This is a genomic window from Methylobacterium sp. P3_A11 (genome assembly GCF_056403155.1).
Map to the genome: position 1 here is coordinate 1 of NZ_JBFUGA010000039.1, position 19511 is coordinate 19511.

Below are 19511 nucleotides of genomic sequence, written 5' to 3' on the forward strand. Positions count from 1 at the left end.
ATCCATCCCGTCGCGCGCCTGCGCGGCCGGCGCGAGGGTGGCGAGGCTCCCGACGACAAGGCTCGTCGCGAGAAGGTACTTCATGACTTCCCCCTGAAAGCAGGTGATTCGTGCCGGGGACCGGCACAGTCCAGCTAGCACACCCGAGCTTTGGGGCGTTTGTTCGGCCGCACGTGGCGGCTTGACGTGAGGTGTTCCGCCGCACCAAACCGGGCCGGAAGCGTGGATCGGAGGCCGGAATGGTGACACGGGGCTTCGTCGGGCGCAGGCAGCCGCCCGAGACCGGTGCGCGCCTGCCGCCGGGCCAATATCTGACCGACGATTTTCCGATCCTGCAGATCGGCCCCAACCCGGCCGTCGACCTCGCCGCGTGGCGGTTCACGCTGCGCGAGGGATCCCGGCCGATCAAGGCGTGGAGCTGGGAGGCGTTCGAGGCGCTGCCGCGGACGACGTGGCACGGGGACATCCACTGCGTCACCAAGTGGTCGAAGTTCGACACGACCTGGGAGGGCGTCAGCTTCGACGACCTGCTGGCGGATGCCGGGATCACGGCGCCGACCGGCTTCCTGTTGGCGGAATCCCACGACGACTACACCACCAACGTGCCGGTGGCAGACCTCGTGGGCGGTCGCGCCCTGGTGGCGACGCGCTACGAGGGCCAGCCGATCCACCCGGATCACGGCGGCCCGGCTCGGCTGTTCGTGCCGCACCTCTATTTCTGGAAGAGCGCCAAATGGGTGAAGGGCCTCCGCTTCACCCAGACCGATACCGCCGGCTTCTGGGAGCTGCGCGGCTACCACATGTACGGGGATCCCTGGCGTGAGCAGCGCTACATCGGTGATTGAGCCCATCGTCTTCCGCTGGCATCAGGCGGAGATCACCGCGATCGCGCCGGTCACGCCCCATGTGAAGAGCGTCCGGCTGCGCTGCAGCCTCGCGGAGGCCTATCGGGCCGGGCAGCACGTCGATGTCCGCCTCACCGCCGAGGATGGCTACCAAGCCCAGCGCAGCTATTCCGTCGCCTCGGCGCAGGACGGCAGCGGCACCCTCGAGCTGATGATCGAGACGCTGCCGGACGGCGAGGTCTCCGGCTGGTTCTCGCACGTCGCCGAGGTCGGCGACCGGGTCGAGCTGCGCGGGCCGATCGGAGGCTCATTTTCCTGGGACGGTCCCGATGGCGGGCCGTTGCTGCTCGGCGGCGGCGGGTCCGGCGTCGTGCCGCTGCTGGCGATGCTGCGGCGGCGGGCGCAGGGCTGGCGCGCGATCCCGGCGGCCCTGATCTACTCCGTCCGCAGCCGCGCGGAGGCGATCGCGCTGGCCGAGCTGGAGAGGTTCGCGCAAGCTGATTCCAACTTCTCCCTGCATCTGGCGACCACCCGGGAGCCTGGAGGCAAGCGCATCGACGCCACCCTCGTCGCCGACGCCCTGGCGCGGCTCGGAGCGCCCGGGAAGGTGTTCCTCTGCGGCTCGAACCGGTTCGTGGCCGCGGCCTCCGACCTGATCCTGGCGGAAGGCGTCGCCCCGGGCCTGATCCGCACCGAGCGCTTCGGCGCCTGAGCGCCGTGCGTCAGGGGCTGAAGATCAGCACGAGGTAGACGAAGAACAGCACGAGGTGCACCGCGCCCTCCAGCACTGTGGTGCGCGAGCCCGAGAAGGTCTGCGCGCTGAGGATGAGCGTCACGGCGAGCAGGGCCATCTCGGTGGGCTTGAGGCCGAGCACCACGGTCTGGCCGGTCAGCAGCCCGATGGTCAGGACCGCCGGCACGGTGAGGCCGACCGTCGAGGTGGCCGCGCCGAGGCACAGGTTGATCGCCCGCTGGAGTTCGTTGCGCGCCACCGCCCTCAGCGCCGAGATGCCCTCCGGGGTGAACACGATGGCGGCGATCAGCACGCCGCCGAGCGCCGACGGGGCGCCGAGCGCGGCGATGCCGTGGTCGAGGATCGCCGCGAGGCTCTTGGCCAGGATCACGATCGGCAGGACGTTGGCGAGCAGAAGGCCGATATGCTTGGCGACGCTGCCGCGCGAGGCCGGAGCCCGATCGGTCGCGGGCTCGCCCGTCTCCCGGGCCTCCGCGTCGATGAAGAACTCGCTGTGCCGGCCGGTCTGGATCAGCAGGAACACGCCGTAGAGCGCCAGCGTGAAGGCCGAGAATGTCACCGCCTGAAAAGTCGTCAGGGTGCCGTCGCTGGTGGAGCTCGTGAAGTTCGGGATGATCAGCGCGATGGTGGTGAGCGGGATGATCACCGACAGGAAGGCCGAGGCGCCCTGCAGGTTGTAGCGTTGCTGATGGTGGCGCAGGCCGCCGACGAGGAGCCCGAGGCCCACGACGCCGTTCAGCACGATCATCAGGACCGCGAACATCGTGTCGCGGCCGAGGGTCGGCGCGTCCTTTGCCGACAGCATGACGGCGGAGATCAGCGCCACCTCGATGATGACGATCGCCAGCGTCAGGACCAGGGTGCCCAGGGGTTCGCCGAGGCGGTGAGCCAGTTCCTCCGCCTCGTGCACCACGCCGAAGGCTGCCCAGACGATGACGGCGAGCAGCCACGCGAATAACCCGCTGGCGAAGAGAGGCTGCGACAGGTCGCCGAGCCAGGCCTTGCCGAACCACGCAAAGGCCAGAACCGTCGCCCAGGCTGCCGCCACCCGAAGGGCTGCCGTCATGTCGGTGGTGTTCCTTGGTCGACCCGCATCGATGATGCCGTATCCGAGACTTGACCGTTTCATAGGACAGGCGTCGGCCGGTGCCAGTGATGACCGCACCGATTGAGCGGGCGCAACCGCCCCATGCTGCGGCGGGAGTGGTCAGTCGGCCCGCGAGGCGTTACCGTGCCGCCACCCGAATAAAGTCCGGCGCCTGATTCCTATGCTGCGCGATGGCGCGCTGCCGGGCGCGGYGCGGCCGTTGAGAGTTCCCGAAACTTGCCTTTCCCGACCCTGCCCGCCCCCCTCGCGCGGGCTCTAGCCGACCGCGGCTACGCCGATCCGACCCCGGTCCAGGCCGCCGTGCTGGAAGCGGCCGCCGGTTCCCGCGACCTCCTCGTCTCCGCGCAGACCGGCTCCGGCAAGACCGTGGCCTACGGTCTTGCCATGGCGAGCATCCTCATGGGCGAGTCGGAGATGTTGCCGCCCCCGGCGGCCCCCCTCGCCCTCGTGATCGCCCCGACCCGGGAACTCGCCCTGCAGGTGCAGCGCGAGCTGTCCTGGCTCTATGGTCCCGCTGGCGGCCGCGTCGCCGCCTGCGTCGGCGGCATGGATCCGCGCCGGGAGAGCCGGATGCTCGCCGAGGGCACCCACATCGTCGTGGGCACGCCGGGTCGCCTGCGCGACCATCTCGAGCGCCGCAATCTCGACCCGACCGCCCTGCGGGCCGTGATCCTCGACGAGGCCGACGAGATGCTCGATCTCGGCTTCCGGGAGGATATCGAATTCATCCTCTCGGCGACGCCGTCGGAGCGGGCCACCTATCTGTTCTCCGCCACCCTGCCGAAGGCGATCGAGACGCTGGCCGAGCGGTATCAGCGCGGCGCCCTCCGCCTGGCCATCAAGAGCGAGACCAAGGGGCACGCCGACATCGCCTACCGGGCGGTGCGGATCATGCCGCGGGAGACCGAGCACGTCGTGCTCAACCTCTTGCGCGAGGCGGATGCCACGACCGCGATGGTCTTCTGCAACACCCGCAACGCCGTCCGCCACCTTCAGGCCAGCCTGACCGAGCGGGGCTTCTCCGTGGTCGCGCTCTCGGGCGAACTGGGTCAGGGTGAGCGCAACGCCGCTCTCCAGGCCCTGCGCGACGGCCGCGCCCGGGTCTGCGTTGCCACCGACGTGGCCGCCCGCGGGATCGACCTGCCGTCGCTGAGCCTCGTCATCCACGCGGATCTGCCGCACGACGCCGAGGTGCTGCAGCACCGCAGCGGCCGCACCGGCCGCGCCGGTCGCAAGGGCACCTCGGTGCTCCTGATCCCGAATTCCCGGCGGCGGCGGGCCGAGCAGATGTTCGCCATCGCCAAGGTCAGCCCCGAATGGTCGGGACCGCCCTCGGCCGACGAGATCCGGCGCCTCGACGGCGAGCGCATGCTCTCCGACCCCCTCTTCGCCGAGCCGCCGGCCGAGGAGGACGTCGCCCTCGCCGACACGCTGCTGGCGAGCAAGAGCCCGGCGGAACTGGCCGCCCTGCTGGCCCGCGTCTACCGCACCCGCCTGCCGGCGCCCGAGGAGGTCAGCGATCCCGGTGAAGGTCGTGCGCCGCGGGGCGAGCGGCCGCCCTACGACCCGATGGATCCGGAGCGGATCGCCGCGATGGGGCCGGCGGTCTGGTTCAGGCTCAATCTCGGCCGCCGGGACAATGCCGATCCCCGTCGCCTTCTGCCGATGCTGACGCGCCGGGGCGGGATTGGGCGCCAGGAGATCGGTGCCATCCGGATCTTCGACCGCGAGACCAAGTTCGAGATCCGCGGCAACGCGGCGGCTCGCTTCGCGGAGGCCTTCGCCCGAAACGGCTCGCCGGAGATCCAGGTCGAGGCCCTCGCGGGCGACGGCGGACCGGCCGAGCGCAATGATCGGCCGAGTGGTCCGAAGGGGTTCGCTAGCCCGCGCGCCGGCAAGCATCAGCGCAAGGTGGAACGGCCCGGGCCGAAGGGCGACCACAAGCCCGGACGCAGTTCCGGCCGGGCCTGAACCCAGCCTCCGCCCGTAGGGCGGGGGCCTTTTCGGGAAGCGGTCCGCAGCGCGGCGACTGTCGTCCGCGCGGGCCAGCGGCCGGTTCAGCCGGCGCCGCGCCCGGAGCGACGGATCAGAACACGTTCTTGACGGCGTCGCCGAGGGCGTCGACGCTTTCCTTCAGCTTCCGCCCGGCCGGCGCCAGGGACGGCAGCTTTATACCCAACACCTCGGTCTCCTCCGCCTCGGCGGGCTCAGCCTGGGCGAGGGTGGCGGGGGCGGCGCCCTTGGCTTTGTCGGCCGGTCTCGCCGTCGCGGGCGCCTTGCGCGCGGCGACCGGCTTGGGCGCCGGCTTCTCGGCCCGGTCGGACTTCTGTGCGCGCTCGGCCTTTTCGGCCTTCTCGATCTTTGGGGCGCGCTCGACCGCCTCGGGCCGCTCGGCCCGCTCGGCAACCGGAGCCGCGTTCGGCACGGCCGGCTCGACCAGTTCGCGAGCCCGGACCGTCTCGGCGGGCCGGGGGGGCTGCAGCGTCGCCGTGCGGGTCGGCCCCAGGGGCGCGACTTCCCGCGTGGCCGTCATCGGCGCGACGGGGGACGGGACTGGGATGCGCTGCGTCGGGGGCACAGGGGCCGCGGCGCCCGTTACGGGCTTCGACGCCGCCGGCGGCGGGGCGGCGGGCGCCTTCGGTGCGGGCGTGACGGGTGCGAAGGCCTCCGGCAGGGACGCCATCCGCAGGGCCGGCGTCTCGGGCTTGGCGGCCTGCACCAGTGCGGGCGCCGCCTGGACGGAGCCCTTGATCACGGGAAGCCCGTCCTTCAGCTCGGGCCAATCTCCGGCTCGGCCGGACGCGACGAACTTGACGGGTGACGGCGCGGCGAGACCGGCCATCACCGTCGAGGCCGCGACGCCGAAGCCCGCCAGCGCGCTCGCGCCAGCGAGACTGAACAGGACGACCCGAAGGTTCAGTGCCGGCCCGGAGCGGCCTGTCGGCATCCGCTGGGTCCGCGTCTCGGACGGGTCGAGATTGAGATCATTCATAGGCCGGGGTCTCTGACACGATGCACGCCGCGCGCGACCGGGCTCCCCATGACCGGCCGCCATCCCCCAGGTAGGTGGAGGTGGTTCGACTCTGTCGGCGATAGAGAAGCTGCAATACGGCGCAATGATGTCGGTCCGGATTGCTTGCCCAGCCAGTCCTGGCTTGGCTATCCACAAGATTACGCCTCGGCGCTTAAGAATCGGTGTTCGGCGCACCGGCCGGGTCAACGCGTCCGCGGCGTCGCCGGCCACGGTCGGCATGGACTTCGCCGACGTGGTCGCTATGCGTCTCGGCGTGGATACACGCCCGAACCTGCCCCCGAGATCTGCGGCGACCCCGCCGCCGCCCGGCCTGCGTGCCAACCGCTGGCCCTGGTCGGCTTGGTCCACGCGCGCGCGGCTCGTCGCGGTGGTCCTCCTCATCGACGCCTTCGCGGCCCTGATCTCCTGCGCGGTGATCGTGTTGAACGCCCGCTCGGCGGTGCGGGTCGAGACGCGCGCCTCCCTGGCCACCGTCGAATCGCTGGTGGCCGACACGATCCGCCTCTCCGACACCGCCGCGCCGGACTCGCTGCTCCAGACCCTGGACCTGCGCTTCAGGGTGCTGCGGCACGTTCGGGTGGCGGTCCTCGACGCGGACGGCGAACAGATCGGCCAGCCGCTGCCGCCGGCGCGCGCCGACCGGGAAGCCCCGCGTTGGTTCGCCGAGCTGATCATGCCGCCCATCGAGCGCCACGCGCTGCCGATCGCGGTCGAGGGGAAGCGCCTGGGCACCGCCCAGATCACCACCCAGCCGATGGACGAGATCGACGAGATCTGGGGCTATGCCCGCGCGCTCTCGCTGACCACGCTGGCGATCAACGCCGCGATGCTGATCGCCCTCTACATCGCGCTGGGCCGCATCCTCGCGCCGCTGCGGCGGCTCGGCGCCGGCCTGACCCAGCTGGAGCACCACGACTACACCGCCCGCCTGGAGCCGCCCGGCGCCCGGGAGCTGGCGGTGATCGCCGAGCGCTTCAACAAGGTCGCCGAGGCCCTGAGCGAAGTCCGCTCCGCCAACGGCCGGCTCAATCGCCAGTTGCTGACCGCCCAGGACGACGAGCGCCGGCGCACAGCGCTGGAACTGCACGACGAGTTCGGTCCCTGCCTCTTCGCGCTGGAGGCGAACGCCGCTTCGATTGGCCGTATCGCGTCCGGAACCGCCGAGCCCAGCCGGGAGAAGCTCGCCGCCCGGGCGGCCGAGATCAGCGCCATCGTCGGTCAGGTCCAGACCGTCAACCGCGAACTCCTCAACCGCCTGCGGCCACACGGCCTGGGACAGGCGCCGCTGGCGACCTGCCTCGACCTGCTCCTGCGCGGTTTCAGGCAGCGCCATCCCGGCCTGACGCTCGTGGGCCGGTTCGACGGGCTGGCCCGGGGCTACGGTGACCTCGTCGACCTCACGGTCTTCCGCTGCGTGCAGGAAAGCGCCACCAACGCCGTGCGGCACGGCGCCGCGACGCGGGTGGAGGCCGAGGCGACCGAGACCGGCGGCCGGCTCGACCTCACCATCCGCGACAACGGGACCGGGATTCCACCGGAGCACGGCACGGGGCTCGGTCTGTCGGGGATGCGTGAGCGCGTCGAGGCCCTCGGCGGCACCTTCACCCTTGACAATGCCGGCCCCGGGGCGATCGTCCGGATCACGATCCCCGTTCCGCCTGGCCGGGGCGAAGAGACCAGCACCGCGCCGAGCGCATGAACGCCATCGCATCCCAGATCGACGCCGCCGCCACGCGCCTGCCGGTTCTCGTGATCGACGATCACCCGATCGTCCTGCAGGGCTGTCGACGCGTCCTTGAGGATTCCGGCGTCGAAACCATCGCCGAAGCGACCACCGTAGTCGGCGGCTACCGCATCTTCCACCGGCTCCGGCCGCCGGTGGTGATCTGCGACCTGACCTTCCAGGGCAGCGGCATGGCCGGGCTCGGCCTGATCCGCCGGATCCGGGCAGTCGCTCCCGAGACGCGCATCCTGGTCTTCAGCATGCACAACGATCCGGTCATCGTCGCCCGCGCCCTCGAGGCCGGCGCGCTCGGCTACGTCCTCAAGGATCACGCCTCGGCCGAGCTGTTCGAGGCCTTCGCCAAGGTCCGCGTCGGCGAGGTCTATCTCGATCGGCGGCTGGCCACCGAGGTGGCGATGCTGCGCGCCGACGCCCGGCGCACGCCGGAATCGCAGCTCACCCCGCGCGAGCAGCAGATCCTGGCGCGCCTCGCCCAGGGGCGGTCTTACGGCGCCATCGCGGCCGACCTGTCGGTGAGCTACAAGACCGTGACCAACGCGTGCTCGCAGATGCGTCAGAAGCTCGGCGTGCGCACCCTCGCCGAGCTGATCCACGTCGCCGTCACGCACGCCCAGCGGCAGGGTTAGGGCATGGCGCCGCCCGAGACCGCTGACACGCGCAAGGGGCCGGATTCCTTCTCCCGGGAGGCCTGGACGCGCAACGCCGGCGCCTACGAGACCATCCGGTCGATGCCGTTCAACGCCGAGCTTGCCGCCGGCACGTTGCCGCAGGACCGCTTCCGGCACTACATCGTGCAGGACGCGCATTACCTGATCGGCTTCGGCCGGGCGCTGAGCCTCGCCGCCGCGAAGGCGCCGGATCCGGACGCGATCGTGCACTTCTCCCGCGCGGCGCAGGAGGCGATCGTCGTCGAGCGCGCGCTCCATGGCGGCTTCTTCCGCGACTACGGCATCGATGCGGAGACCTTCGCGGCCACGCCGCTGACGCCGGCCTGCGACCACTATGTCAGCTACCTCGTGGCCACGGCCTATGCCGAGACCTTCCCGGTGCTGTGCGCGGCCCTGTTGCCCTGCTTCTGGATCTACAAGGCGGTGGGCGACGACATCTTCGCCCGCGCCGCAACGGATAACCCGTACCGGGCCTGGATCGACACCTATGCGGGTGCGGATTTCGCCGAGGCGGTGGCGGCGATGATCGCCGCCACCGATCGGGCGGCCCGGGACGTGGCGGCCGCCGAGCGCGCCCGCATGCACCACGCCTTCGCGCAGGCCACGCGCCTCGAATGGCTGTTCTGGGACAGCGCCTACCGCGACGCGGCCTGGCCCCTGTGACCCGTCCGTGATCGCCCCGGAGGCTCGCCGCCGCGACGTCGTTGCCGCTGCGCTCGCTGCTGCCCTGCTCTGGCCAACCCGTCCCGCTGCGGCCGCCGTCGCGGCGGATGGGCCGGGTCCGGTCCCGGCCGACCGGCCCGTCCGGATCGCCATGCTGCTCTATCCGGGCCTGACGGCCCTGGATCTCGTCGGGCCGCAGACGCTGCTGGCCGGATTGGCCCCGGGCAGCCTCCATCTCGTCGGCGAGGCGGCCGGCCCGGTGACGAGCGATACCGGCCTCGCCCTGGTGGCGACCCACACCTTCGCGACCTGCCCGGCGGATCTGGACGTGCTGTTCGTCCCCGGGGGCGACGGTACGCCGGCCCAGATGGGCAACCCGGCGCTCCTCGACTTCCTGCGCGACCGTGCCGCCCGGTCGGCCTGGGTCACGAGCGTCTGCACCGGGTCGCTGATCCTGGGGTCTGCGGGCCTGCTGCGCGGCTACCGCGCCACCTCGCACTGGAGCGTGCGCGACACGGTGCTTCCGCTCCTGGGCGCCGAACCGGCGGCGGAGCGCGTCGTGTTCGACCGCAACCGCGTCACCGCGGCCGGCATCTCGGCGGGACTGGATTTCGGGCTGGCGCTCGCCGCACGCCTGCGCGGGCCGGATTACGCCCGCACCGCGCAGCTCGTCGCCGAGTACGCCCCGGCGCCGCCCTTCCGGTCCGGCACGCCCGCGGAGGCAGGCCCGGCGGAGGCCCGGGCTGCCGAGGCGATCCTGGCCCCCCTCGTGACGGGGGCCGAGGCGGCTGCGCGCCGCTGAACCCCACGGCGGCGATGCAAGCCGGCCACGGTCGGGCGTCACGTGCGGTCGCATGCTTGACGGCGCGACACCAGGGACCGAACTGTTGCACTGCACGATCCCCCCGGAGCCGCCATGTCCCTGATCGCACGCCTGCGCGCCTACGCGGCCGAGGCCCTCGGCGTCGGCACGCAACAGGCCGTGGACGAGACGCATCTCGCGGCCACCGCGCTCCTCGTTCACGTCGCCCGCGTCGACGGCATCCTGGCGCCCGCCGAGAGCGAGCGCCTCTCGCGCCTCGTGCAGGGCCATTACGCCGACGGTCCGGACGCGGCGCGGGCTCTGATCGCGCGCGCCACCGCCATGGACGCGGAGGTGCGCGACGTGGCGAGCCTCGTGGAGATGATCCCGCACGAGGCCGACCGGACGGAGCGTCAGGACCTGCTGACCATGGCGTGGTCGGTCGCCGCTGCGGACGGCAACGTCGACGAATTCGAGGAGGCCCTGGTGGAGCGCCTCGGCCGCCTGCTCGGCTTCGACGAGGCCGCCATCGCGGCCGCCCGGCGGAGCGGCCAGCAGGGCGTCGCGGCCGCGTAGGCCCGGCCTCCCGCGATGATCGCCAGCCTGGCCCTGATCCTTCTCGCCCAGCTGCTGGGCGAAGCCCTCGCGCGCGGCGCGGGCGTGCCGATCCCAGGCCCGGTGATCGGCATGGGCCTGATGTTCGCCTTCCTGCTGCTGCGCGACAACGCCCGCCTCGGCTTGCCGCGCGTGCTGCCGAAGCCGCTCACCGACGGCACGCTCGAATCGACCGCGCGCGGGCTGCTGATGAACCTGTCGCTCCTCTTCGTCCCCGCGGGCGTCGGCGTCGTCGGCCGCCTCGACCTCCTGCGGGCGCAGGGCGCGAAGCTGGCCCTCGTGCTGGTCGTCTCGACCGCCCTGTCGCTGCTCGTCACAGTCCTGGTCTTCCGCGCCGTCGCGGCCCTGGTCGAGCGGCGCGGGACCGGCCGGGAGCCCTGACGCGTGGGCGGCGACTTCTCGCTCTGGGTCTACCTCGCCAAGACGCCGCTCCTCTGGCTCACGGTGACGCTGACCGCCTACGTCCTGGCGGACCGGATCGCCGCCGCGACGGGGCGGCACCCGATCGCCAACCCCGTGCTCATCACGGTCACCATGGTCGGTGCCGTCCTGGCGATCACCGGAACGCCCTATCCAGCCTATTTCGAGGGCGCGCAGTTCGTCCACTTCCTGCTCGGGCCGGCGACCGTAGTGCTGGCCATGCCGCTCTACGAGCGGCGGGCCACGGTCCTGCGCGCGCTGGCGCCCATGCTGGCCGCCCTGGCCGCGGGCTCGGCCACCACGCTCGCCGTGGTCATCGCCCTCGCGCGGCTGCTCGGCATCCCCCAGCCCGTCCTCGTCTCCCTCGCCCCGAAATCCGTGACCTCGGGTGTCGCGATGGGCATCGCGGAGGCCCTGGGCGGCGACCCGACGCTCACGGCCATCCTGGTGATCCTCACCGGCATCATCGGTGCGATCCTGGTGACGCCGATGATGGACATCCTGCGGATCCGCGACATGCGCGCCCGGGGCTTCGCGGCGGGCCTCGCGGCCCACGGTATCGGGACGGCGCGCGCCTTCCAGGTCAGCGAGGTGGCGGGGACCTTCGCGGGCATCGCTATGGGGCTCAACGCCTTCGTGACCGCGATCCTCGCGCCCCTGGCGCTGCACCTGCTCTTCTGACCGTTCAGGCGTCCAGGCGGTCGGCCACCGCCTCGGCCAGCGACAGGCTGGAGGTCAGCCCCGGGCTCTCGATCCCGAACAGGTGCACGATCCCCGGCAAGCCGTGCTCGGCCGGCCCGTCGATCCAAAAGTCCGCCGCCGGCTCGCCCGGCCCGGTCAGCTTCGGGCGCAGGCCGGCATAATCGGGATAGAGCGCCCCGTCGGGCAGGCCCGGCCAGTAGCGCCGGATCGCCCCGTAGAAGGCCTCGGCGCGCTGCGGATCGACCCGGTAGTCGAAGCCGTCCACCCATTCGACGTCGGGTCCGAAACGGGTGCGCCCGGCAAGGTCGAGGGTCAGGTGGATGCCGAGGCCGCCGTCGATCCGCGGGGCCGGATAGATCAGGCGTGAGAAGGCCGGCTTGCCGGTGCAGCCGAAGTAATTGCCCCGGGCGAGGCGCAGGGTCGGGACGCGCGCGGCCGGATAGCCGTCCGTGCGGGCCGCCAGGGCCGGGGCACCGAAGCTCGCGGCGTTGATCACCGCGTCGAAGGCCATCGTGCCCGGCTCGGCGCCGCCGAACGCGGCCTGCCACTGCCCGTCCCGCCGCGAAAGGCCCTCGACCGGAGTGCGCAGGGCGAGGGCGCCGCCGTGATCCTCGATCGCGCCGAGCAGGGCGAGCATCAGCGCGTGGCTGTCCACGATGCCGGTGCGCGGCGAATGCAGCGCCACGGTGCAGGCGAGATGCGGCTCCAGGCGCCGGGCGGCGGCCCCGTCGAGAAGCTCCAGGCCGGCGACGCCGTTGGCCTCGCCCTGCCGGCGGATCGCCGCGATCTTCTCGGCCTCCGCATCGTCCGACGCGACGATCAGCTTGCCGCACGCGCGATGCGGGACACCGTGACTCGCGCAAAAGTTGTATAAGCGCTTTGCGCCTTCGACGCAGTGATGCGCGCGTTCGGAGCCGCTCGGATAGTACATGCCCGCATGGATCACTTCGGAGCTTCGGGCCGACACCCCGGTTCCGAAGGTCTCCTCGGCTTCCGCCACGATGACGGCATGCCCACGCAGCGCGAGCGCCCGCCCGATGGCGAGACCGACCACGCCAGCGCCGACGACCAGGGCTTCCATGTGTTCGCTGTCTCCTCGGCGCCCGGCGGGCAGGTAAGTCCTCAATACCGCACTTGAGCCGGAACAACGACGCGTCCGTTGATTCGTCGTTGACCGTAATTCTCAATCCTAAGTAGAAATATCGACGCGATAAATGCGCGGCTCGGTTGTAGCGGCAGCGGCAGGGCGCATAATGCGCGGTACCGCCGCCTCCGGCACGGGTCGACCTGTAATCGGAATAACGACCGGCCGTCGGCGGCGAAGCACCCGACGAAACCGATGAGCTGACATCTGAAACGTGTAGAATCGAGGTGACGACCATGCAGACGACATCGCCGAGCGTCGAACTCGCCGCAAAGATCCTGAGTGCCTACATCACGCGGAACAGCGTCCCCGCCGGAACGCTGCCCGACCTGCTCTCCGAGGTTCATCGCTCGATCACTGCCTTGGACCGGCCGGTCGAACCCCTGGTGAGGCGCCCGACCGAGGCGCAGATCCGCGCTTCGATCCGGCCGGATACCTTGATCAGCTTCGAGGACGGCAAACCCTACAAGGCGCTGCGGCGACACCTGACGATGCGCGGTCTCACGCCCGAGGCCTACAGGGCCAAGTAGAGCCTCCCGGTGGATTACCCGCTGGTCTCCGCGGTCTACAGCGCCCGCCGGTCGACGATCTCCCGCCAGATCGGGCAGGACCAGAGGCTGCGGATGCAGCAGGCGGCCGAGTAACGGCCAAGTCGGCGCCGCGACCGCTAGAGCCAGTCCGAGGCCGGTGCCTCGGCGGCTGCGGTCGCCACCTCCTGGATCAGGAGGGCCACGAGCCCCGACCAGCCGGTCTGGTGCGACGCACCGACCCCGCGGCCCGTGTCCCCGTGATAGTATTCGTAGAACAGGATCAGGTCGCGGAAATGCGGATCCTCCTGTTCGATCCGGCTGTCCCCGTAGACGGGCCGACGCCCGTCCGGACCGCGGGTCGAGAGGCCGATCAGGCGCCGGGAGAGGTGATCGGCGATCTCGCGCAGCGAAAAGGTCCGGCCCGAGCCCGTGGGGGCCTCGACCCGGAAATCCGGACCGTAATAGTCGTGGAAGCGGTTCAATCCGGCGATGAGCAGGTAGTTGACCGGCATCCAGACCGGCCCCCGCCAGTTCGAATTGCCGCCGAACAGCCGCGAGCGCGACTCGGCGGGCTCGTAGGCGAGGCCCAGGTCGCGGCCGTCCCAGGCGAAGCAGAACGGCGTGTCGGCATAGACGCGGGAGACGGCCCGCAGGCCGAAATCCGAGAGGAACTCGTCCGGATCGAGGGCGCGGTGCAACAGCGCCTTCAGCCGGTGCCCGCGCAGCAGCGAGAGCAAGGCCGACTGGCTGTCGCCGGGCTCGTTCCAGCGCGAAACCAGGGTGGCGAGGTCGGGTCTGTTCTTCAGGAAGAACTGCATCCGGTCGCGCAACGAGGGCAGCCGGTCCAGGTCGCATGCGTTGATCACCGCGACGGCGAGGATCGGGATCAGGCCGACCATGGTCCGAGCTCGGATCGGGAGGCGCTGGCCGTCGCGGGTCTCGATCACGTCGTAGAAGAAGCCGTCCGGCTCATCCCAGACGCCCGCGCCGGTGGCGCCTGCGATGAGGAGAAAGTGCTCGAAGAACTTCTCCGCCATGTCCTCGTAGGTCGGATCCCCGAGCGCCAGCTCGATGGCGATCCGCATCAGGTTGAGGGCGTAGGTCGCCATCCAGGCGGTGGCGTCGGACTGGGTGAGTGAGGCGCCGTCGCCCAGGGGCTTGGACCGGTCGAAGATGCCGATGTTGTCCAGGCCGAGGAACCCGCCCTGGAACAGGTTGCGGTCCTCGGAATCCTTGCGGTTCACCCACCACGTGAAGTTCAGGGTCAGCTTGTTGAAGATCCGCTTGAGGAAGGCGTGATCCGGCGTGCCGGTGAGCGAGCGGTCGAGTTCGAACACCCGCCAGGCGGCGAGGGCGTGGACCGGCGGGTTAGCGTCCCCGAAGCCCCATTCGTAGGCGGGCAGCGCGGCGTTCGGATGGGTATAGGCCTCGTCGACCAGCAGCAGCAGCTGGTTCTTGGCGAAGTCGGGATCGATCAGGCCGAACACGATCGCCTGGAGGGCCAGATCCCAGGAGGCGAACCAGGGATATTCCCAGGCATCCGGCATCGAGATGATGTCGTTGGCCCGCAGGTGCGCCCAGTCGCCATTGCGACCGTGCCGGCGCCCGGGGGCCGGCGCGGGCTGGGCCGGATCGCCGGCGAGCCACTCGCGCACGTCGTAATGGTAGAGCTGCTTCGACCAGAGCATGCCGGCCAGCGCCTGCCGCTGCACGAGCCGCATCTCGGGGTCGGCAATCGGCGCCTGCAGCGCCCCGTAGAAGGCGTCGGCCTCCGCCTGGCGGGCGGCGAAGACGGCGTCGAACTCCGCGAAGGGCTCGCCGGGCGCGGTCTCGGGGCGCAGGCGCAGGCGCAGGGTCCGGCTCTCGCCGGGGCCGAGATGCAGGTCGTAGCGGGCGGCGCACTTGGTGCCCGACAGCGCGTTCGCGGCGGACCGGTCGCCGCCGACCACGCACCGGTCGATCCCGTCCTTGTAGAAACCCTCGGCAGGGCCGCTTCCGAAGAGCCGGTGCGTGTTGGTCTCGTTCTCGGTGAACAGCAGCTCGGCTGCCCCCTCGGCGAAGAAGCGCAGGGGCGGCATCGCAGGATGGCGCGCCCAGACCGAGCCCTCGGATCCCACCGTCAGCTCCGGCTTCGGCGTCCCCTGCTTCCACGACCACGTGTTGCGCGCCCAGAGCTGCGGCAGCAGCGTCACGGCGGCGGGGTCCGGGCCGCGATTGGTGACGGTCACCCGCATCAGGATGTCGTCGGGCGCGGCCTTGGCGTAGGCGATCGCGACGTCGAAGTAGCGGCCCTCGTCGAACAGGCCCGTGTCGAGGAGCTCGAATTCCGGGTCGTCGAGGCCGCGCCGCGCATTCTCCTCGACCAGGCGCGCGTAGGGGAAGGCGCCCTGCGGGTACTTGTACAGCATCCGCATGAAGGCGTGGGTCGGGACTCCGTCCAGGTAGTAATAGAGTTCCTTGACGTCCTCGCCGTGATTGCCTTCCTCGTTGGTCAGGCCGAACAGGCGCTCCTTCAGGATCGGGTCTTGTCCGTTCCAGAGGGCGAGGGACAGGCACCAGTTGAGGTGCCGGTCGCCGAAGCCGCCGATCCCGTCCTCGCCCCAGCGATAGGCGCGGGACCGGGCGTGGTCGTGGGGCAGGTAGTCCCAGGCGTCGCCCCCCGGGCTGTAATCCTCCCGGACGGTGCCCCACTGCCGATCGCTGAGATACGGCCCCCAACGGCGCCACGCCGGATCGGAGCGGGCCTCCACGAGCCGGCGTCCCTCGGCGGTCTCGAAGAGGTTCGGCTTGATCATCGACTGGCTGCTCCCGGCCCCGCCGTTCCGCACCGGATAAGGCCGCGCCGTCCCCCCGCCAAGCCGGCGTCGGCGCCGCGGCGGCTCACACGATGCGGATCGACAGGTCCGGCAAGCCCTCGATCGTCCCCGCGAGCACGTCCCCGCGGACCACCGGCCCGACATTCTCCGGCGTGCCGGAGAAGACGATGTCGCCGGCCTTGAGTTCGAAGGCCCGCGACAGCTCGGCGATCTGCTCGGCCACCGACCAGATCATGTCCGACAGGTCGGCCTCCTGCCGGACCGCGCCGTTGACGGCGAGGCGGATGCGCCCGCGCGCCAGATGGCCGACCCGCGCCACCGGCAGGATCGGGGTGATCGGCGCGGAGAGGTCGAAGCTCTTGCCGATCTCCCAGGGCTTCTTCTGGTTGCCCATGCCGCGCTGGAGGTCCCGGCGCGTCATGTCGAGGCCGGTGGCGTAGCCGTAGACGTGATCGAGCGCCTGGGCGGCGGGAATATCGCGGCCGCCCGACTTCAGCACGGCGACCAGTTCGATCTCGTGGTGATAGTTCTGGGTCAGCGACGGGTAGGGATGATCGGCGATCCCGCCGGCGACCACCTGCACGGCGTCCGCCGGTTTCTGGAAGAAGAACGGGGGCTCACGGGACGGGTCGGAGCCCATCTCCCGGGCATGGGCCGCGTAGTTGCGGCCGATGCAATAGATCCGGCGGACCGGGAAGACCTGCGGTTCACCGAGGACCGGGATGACGGATTGCGGCAGCGGGAACAGCGTGGCCGGCGTTGCCTCGGCGGCGGCGGCTGGGCCGAGACTTCCGGCGCCTCCGACGGCGATGGCTCCGAGGACGCGGCGTCGATCGATCGTTGCCATGACGACTCCCGTTGCCCGGACCCCCGATACGGGGCGCCCCGTGGGCGCGTTCGGTCGCGGCCGTCGGCGATACGCTGACGCAAGGCAGGCCGCCAGCGGGGCCGCCGCCGGGACGCGCCGTTCAGGCGCCCGCTGTCACCCGGAATCCGTCCGCCGCCGCCGCGATGCGGAGCCGGCTGTAATCCGCGATCGCCGGATGGCCGGTCCGCATCGCCTCGTGATGGGTGGCGGTGACCACCACCACGCACGCACCCGCGGCTTCGGCCGCACGGATTCCGGCCGGCGCATCCTCGAACACGAGGCAGTCCGGCGCCGCCACGCCGAGGCGGTCGGCCGCCATCAGGAAGCAATCTGGCGCGGGCTTGCCCTGCGTCACGTCCTCGGCGGCCACCATCGTGGCCGGGACCGGCATGCCGGCCGCCGCGAGGCGGCGCGCCGCCAACGCCCGGGGAGCCGAGGTCACGATCGCCCAGCGGTCGCGCGGCAGCGCCTCCAGGAAGGCCCGCGCACCCGGGATCGCGACGATGTCGCCGACATCCTCCATCTCGGCCCGGGTGATCGCGTCGGCCTCGGCTTCCGGATCGACCCCGGGCAGGTTCAGCCGCCAGATCGTCTCCACCGAGCGCACGCCGTGGATCGTCGGCAGGAAGGACGCCACGTCGAGGCCGTGCGCTTCCGCCCAGCGCGACCAGACCCGCTCCGCCGAGGCGATCGAGCTGATGATCGTCCCGTCCATGTCGAACAGGAGCGCGGCCAGGGGGCGCGTCGGCAGAGGTATTTCGGGCATGGGGGACCGCTAGGCCGCCGCCGTCGCCGCGGCAACCGGGCGGCACGCATGGCCGCGTTTCGCCGGCGGCCGATGCCCCGGATCGACGCCATCCCGCAACCGCCACGACGTGTTGCGGGCGCCGCCCGCTTCACGGGCCGATGCCTTTGGTGTAGCGCGGGTGCAACCCCGGGCCGTCGGAGGCCCAGCAACCGCGAATATCACCAGACCATGCCGAGCCGCATCGACGCCACCTTCGCCCGCGCCCGCGCGGAGAACCGGGCCGTCCTCGTCACCTACGTGATGGCCGGCGACCCGGATGCCGAGACCTCTCTGGAGGTCCTCAAGGCCCTGCCGGACGCGGGTGCCGACATCCTGGAATTCGGCCTGCCGTTCACCGACCCCATGGCGGACGGTCCGGCGATCCAGGCGTCGGGCCTGCGGGCGCTCAAGGCGGGCCAGACCGTCTCCCGAACCCTCGACCTCGTCCGCCGCTTCCGCGCCGGCAACGACAGCACCCCGATCGTGCTGATGGGCTACTACAACCCGATCCACACCTACGGCGTCGATCGGTTCCTCGATGACGCGGTGTCGGCCGGCGTCGACGGGCTGATCGTCGTGGATCTCCCGCCCGAGGAGGATTCCGAGCTGTGCCTGCCGGCCCTCGGCAAGGGCCTCGCCTTCATCCGCCTCGCCACGCCGACCACCGACGAGCGCCGCCTGCCGGTTGTCCTMGCGAACACGGCGGGCTTCGTCTACTACGTGTCGATCACCGGCATCACCGGGACCGCGACGCCCGATTTCGGCAAGGTCTCGGAGGCTGTCGCCCGCATCCGTCGCCACACCGACCTGCCGGTGGTGGTCGGATTCGGCGTGAAGACCGGCGCGCACGCGGCGGCGATCGCCAAGGGCGCCGACGGCGTCGTGGTCGGCTCGGCGCTCGTGGACGCCCTGGTGCGCTCGCTCGACGGCGACGGCCGGCCGCAGGCCGGAAGCGTCGCGGCGGTGACGGATCTGGTCCGCGAACTCGCCGCGGGCGTACGGTCGGCGGGTGTGGGACGCGCGGCCTGAGGGACGGATCGGGCACCCCTGGCGGCGGCATGCGCCGCACCTGATATCTGCGCGGGCATGAAGCGGACGGACGCAAGTCGATGGTCGAACCGATGAACTGGATCTCGGAGGTGGTACGCCCCCGGATCAAGACCCTGTTCAAGCGCGAGACGCCCGAGAACCTGTGGGTCAAGTGCCCGGATACGGGGCAGATGGTGTTCCACAAGGAGGTGGAGGCCAATCACTGGGTCATCCCCGGCTCGGAACATCATCTGAAGATGGCCGCCCAGGCGCGCCTGAAGATGATGTTCGACGAGGGCACCTGGATCGACGTGGCCCTGCCCGAGGTCGCCCCCGACCCGCTGAAGTTCCGCGACGAGAAGCGCTACGTCGACCGGCTCAAGGAGGCCCGCGCCAAGACCGGTTTGCAGGATGCGTTCAAGATCGGGTTCGGCCGGGTGGGCGGGCTGCCGATGACGCTCGCCGCGCAGGAATTCGGATTCATGGCCGGGTCGCTGGGCATGGCGGCCGGCGAGGCCTTCGTGCGCGGCGCCGAGACGGCGCTGGAGAAGCGCACGCCCTACGTGCTGTTTTCGGCCTCCGGCGGCGCGCGGATGCAGGAGGGGATCCTGTCGCTGATGCAGATGCCGCGGACCACCGTGGCGGTGCGCCGGCTGAACGCGGCCCGGCTCCCCTACATCGTGGTGCTGACCAATCCGACCACCGGCGGCGTCACGGCCTCCTACGCCATGCTGGGCGACGTCCACCTCGCGGAGCCGGGCGCCCTGATCTGCTTCGCGGGACCGCGGGTGATCGAGCAGACCATCCGTGAGAAGCTGCCGGACGGGTTCCAGAGGGCGGAATACCTGCGCGAGCACGGCATGGTCGACCAAGTGGTCCATCGGCACCAGCTCAAGGAGACGATCACCCGCCTCTGCAGCCTCCTGACCAACAAGTCCGAAGCCGGCGCGCCGCTCGCGGCCTCCGAGGCGGCCTGAGCCCG

At 71.2% G+C, this 19511-nt stretch carries 19 protein-coding genes; 13 read left to right on the plus strand and 6 right to left on the minus strand.

Going from position 1 to position 19511, the window contains the following annotated elements; genetic code table 11:
• Positions 1 to 239: 239 nt before the first annotated feature.
• Together AC1DXK_RS13940 and AC1DXK_RS13945 are read left to right on the plus strand one after the other, a co-directional pair.
• Complete coding sequence (locus tag AC1DXK_RS13940) at positions 240 to 845, plus strand: sulfite oxidase-like oxidoreductase (protein WP_457104523.1); 606 nt, start codon at positions 240 to 242, stop codon at positions 843 to 845.
• On the plus strand, positions 820 to 1557 hold the full coding sequence (locus tag AC1DXK_RS13945) for an FAD-binding oxidoreductase (protein ID WP_457104522.1): 738 nt from the start codon (positions 820 to 822) through the stop codon (positions 1555 to 1557). The genes AC1DXK_RS13940 and AC1DXK_RS13945 overlap by 26 nt, the downstream gene beginning before the upstream one ends.
• A 10-nt stretch (positions 1558 to 1567) precedes the next feature.
• Here AC1DXK_RS13945 and AC1DXK_RS13950 read toward each other — a convergent pair whose 3' ends face one another.
• The gene (locus AC1DXK_RS13950) at positions 1568 to 2665 is read right to left on the minus strand and encodes a calcium:cation antiporter (RefSeq protein WP_457104521.1); all 1098 of its coding nucleotides are present in this window, start codon (positions 2663 to 2665) and stop codon (positions 1568 to 1570) included.
• Positions 2666 to 2923: 258 nt separating this feature from the next.
• Here AC1DXK_RS13950 and AC1DXK_RS13955 point away from each other — a divergent pair, with 258 nt between their 5' ends.
• Entirely contained in the window at positions 2924 to 4678 is a 1755-nt protein-coding gene (locus tag AC1DXK_RS13955; protein WP_457104520.1) for a DEAD/DEAH box helicase, read from the plus strand.
• 115 nt (positions 4679 to 4793) lie between these two features.
• Here the strand turns inward: AC1DXK_RS13955 and AC1DXK_RS13960 are convergent, their stop codons facing one another.
• Positions 4794 to 5699, minus strand: coding sequence for a hypothetical protein (locus AC1DXK_RS13960; RefSeq protein ID WP_477298074.1), 906 nt, complete (start codon positions 5697 to 5699; stop codon positions 4794 to 4796).
• 259 nt (positions 5700 to 5958) lie between these two features.
• Between AC1DXK_RS13960 and AC1DXK_RS13965 the strand changes: the two genes are divergently transcribed.
• The 7 genes from AC1DXK_RS13965 to AC1DXK_RS13995 all read left to right on the plus strand — a co-directional run bounded on the left by AC1DXK_RS13965 (position 5959) and on the right by AC1DXK_RS13995 (position 11334).
• Positions 5959 to 7440, plus strand: coding sequence for an ATP-binding protein (locus AC1DXK_RS13965; protein ID WP_457104518.1), 1482 nt, complete (start codon positions 5959 to 5961; stop codon positions 7438 to 7440).
• Positions 7437 to 8111 carry a response regulator gene (locus AC1DXK_RS13970; protein WP_457104517.1) on the plus strand — a complete coding sequence of 225 codons (675 nt, stop codon included), beginning with the start codon at positions 7437 to 7439 and terminating at the stop codon, positions 8109 to 8111. The genes AC1DXK_RS13965 and AC1DXK_RS13970 overlap by 4 nt, the downstream gene beginning before the upstream one ends.
• 3 nt (positions 8112 to 8114) lie before the next feature.
• On the plus strand, positions 8115 to 8816 hold the full coding sequence (tenA, locus tag AC1DXK_RS13975; RefSeq protein WP_457104516.1) for a thiaminase II: 702 nt from the start codon (positions 8115 to 8117) through the stop codon (positions 8814 to 8816).
• A gap of 7 nt (positions 8817 to 8823) precedes the next feature.
• Positions 8824 to 9618: a DJ-1/PfpI family protein gene (locus AC1DXK_RS13980; RefSeq protein ID WP_457104515.1), complete on the plus strand. Its 795-nt coding sequence runs from the start codon at positions 8824 to 8826 to the stop codon at positions 9616 to 9618.
• Positions 9619 to 9732: 114 nt separating this feature from the next.
• Positions 9733 to 10194, plus strand: a complete 462-nt coding sequence (locus AC1DXK_RS13985; protein ID WP_457104514.1) for a tellurite resistance TerB family protein — start codon at positions 9733 to 9735, stop codon at positions 10192 to 10194.
• A gap of 15 nt (positions 10195 to 10209) precedes the next feature.
• Entirely contained in the window at positions 10210 to 10614 is a 405-nt protein-coding gene (locus AC1DXK_RS13990; protein ID WP_457104513.1) for a CidA/LrgA family protein, read from the plus strand.
• Positions 10615 to 10617: 3 nt separating this feature from the next.
• The gene (locus tag AC1DXK_RS13995; protein WP_457104512.1) at positions 10618 to 11334 is read left to right on the plus strand and encodes an LrgB family protein; all 717 of its coding nucleotides are present in this window, start codon (positions 10618 to 10620) and stop codon (positions 11332 to 11334) included.
• A 4-nt stretch (positions 11335 to 11338) separates the two neighbouring features.
• Here AC1DXK_RS13995 and AC1DXK_RS14000 read toward each other — a convergent pair whose 3' ends face one another.
• Complete coding sequence (locus AC1DXK_RS14000; RefSeq protein ID WP_457104511.1) at positions 11339 to 12436, minus strand: NAD(P)/FAD-dependent oxidoreductase; 1098 nt, start codon at positions 12434 to 12436, stop codon at positions 11339 to 11341.
• A 299-nt stretch (positions 12437 to 12735) separates the two neighbouring features.
• On the opposite strand from AC1DXK_RS14000, the gene AC1DXK_RS14005 reads away from it, so the two are divergent.
• Complete coding sequence (locus tag AC1DXK_RS14005; RefSeq protein WP_457104510.1) at positions 12736 to 13029, plus strand: MucR family transcriptional regulator; 294 nt, start codon at positions 12736 to 12738, stop codon at positions 13027 to 13029.
• A 137-nt stretch (positions 13030 to 13166) separates the two neighbouring features.
• On the opposite strand, the gene AC1DXK_RS14010 is transcribed toward AC1DXK_RS14005, so the two are convergent.
• From AC1DXK_RS14010 to AC1DXK_RS14020, 3 genes are all read right to left on the minus strand, one after another.
• Entirely contained in the window at positions 13167 to 15824 is a 2658-nt protein-coding gene (locus AC1DXK_RS14010; protein ID WP_477298079.1) for an MGH1-like glycoside hydrolase domain-containing protein, read from the minus strand.
• Positions 15825 to 15909: 85 nt separating this feature from the next.
• Positions 15910 to 16692 carry a fumarylacetoacetate hydrolase family protein gene (locus tag AC1DXK_RS14015; protein ID WP_457104508.1) on the minus strand — a complete coding sequence of 261 codons (783 nt, stop codon included), beginning with the start codon at positions 16690 to 16692 and terminating at the stop codon, positions 15910 to 15912.
• A 121-nt stretch (positions 16693 to 16813) separates the two neighbouring features.
• Positions 16814 to 17479, minus strand: a complete 666-nt coding sequence (locus AC1DXK_RS14020) for an HAD-IA family hydrolase (protein ID WP_457104507.1) — start codon at positions 17477 to 17479, stop codon at positions 16814 to 16816.
• A gap of 210 nt (positions 17480 to 17689) precedes the next feature.
• On the opposite strand from AC1DXK_RS14020, the gene trpA reads away from it, so the two are divergent.
• Positions 17690 to 18529: a tryptophan synthase subunit alpha gene (trpA, locus tag AC1DXK_RS14025; RefSeq protein WP_457104506.1), complete on the plus strand. Its 840-nt coding sequence runs from the start codon at positions 17690 to 17692 to the stop codon at positions 18527 to 18529.
• A gap of 80 nt (positions 18530 to 18609) precedes the next feature.
• Positions 18610 to 19506 (plus strand): acetyl-CoA carboxylase, carboxyltransferase subunit beta, encoded by an 897-nt coding sequence (gene accD, locus AC1DXK_RS14030; RefSeq protein ID WP_457104505.1) that lies wholly within the window; start codon positions 18610 to 18612, stop codon positions 19504 to 19506.
• Positions 19507 to 19511 lie beyond the last annotated feature (5 nt).